This window comes from Treponema sp. R6D11 (assembly GCF_054786075.1).
The window spans coordinates 1-521 of the sequence record NZ_BDHD01000792.1 but is presented as its reverse complement, the minus strand read 5'-3'; the positions used below and the strand labels follow the sequence as shown (position 1 = coordinate 521).

Here is a 521-nt window from a genome sequence, read left to right as displayed (position 1 = left end):
GCTTTCGCATCACCAGTTTTCAAGACTGGCGCCTTAAACCACTCGGCCATCTCTGCTCGTCGTCGCTCGGCCTGTTTTAATCGTTTCCTCGCAAGCGAGCAAACTCATTTTGCGGCCGGCTCCTCCTCTGCAAAAAAATCTTCGGCTTCGCCTGCTGATTTTTTTGGAAAACAAAAATCATATAAATCTTGAAAACCTAATGTGTTGCTAAAAAACGGGGTCCCCGGGAAGCCGAAGGCTTTTTGGGGAGAAGAGAGGGCAATCCGTAAAGGGAGAGAATTAAAATGGTTTATATTTTAATTCCGACCCAAAGGATTTACCTGAACGTGGTGGGCGATATAGGGCTCGAACCTATGACCCTCTGCTTGTAAGGCAGATGCTCTCCCAGCTGAGCTAATCGCCCATTTTTGCAACGCCTATATATTTTAACATATTTCGAAGGAGATGTCAAGCGTTTTAAGTCATTTTCAAGCTCGCGAGTATAATCTTGTTATTTTTACAAAATACGTCATATTATGTTG

The 521-nt window shown here is 43.8% G+C and carries 1 protein-coding gene and 1 tRNA gene; one reads left to right on the top strand and one right to left on the bottom strand.

What is annotated here, in order from left to right:
* Nucleotides 1-192, top strand: a 192-nt coding sequence (locus tag ACYVTD_RS16140; protein ID WP_461248698.1) for a hypothetical protein, incomplete at its 5' end; no start/stop codon positions are given.
* Nucleotides 193-327: 135 nt separating this feature from the next.
* Here the strand turns inward: ACYVTD_RS16140 and ACYVTD_RS16135 are convergent.
* A tRNA-Val gene (locus tag ACYVTD_RS16135) sits at nt 328-403 on the bottom strand.
* Nucleotides 404-521 lie beyond the last annotated feature (118 nt).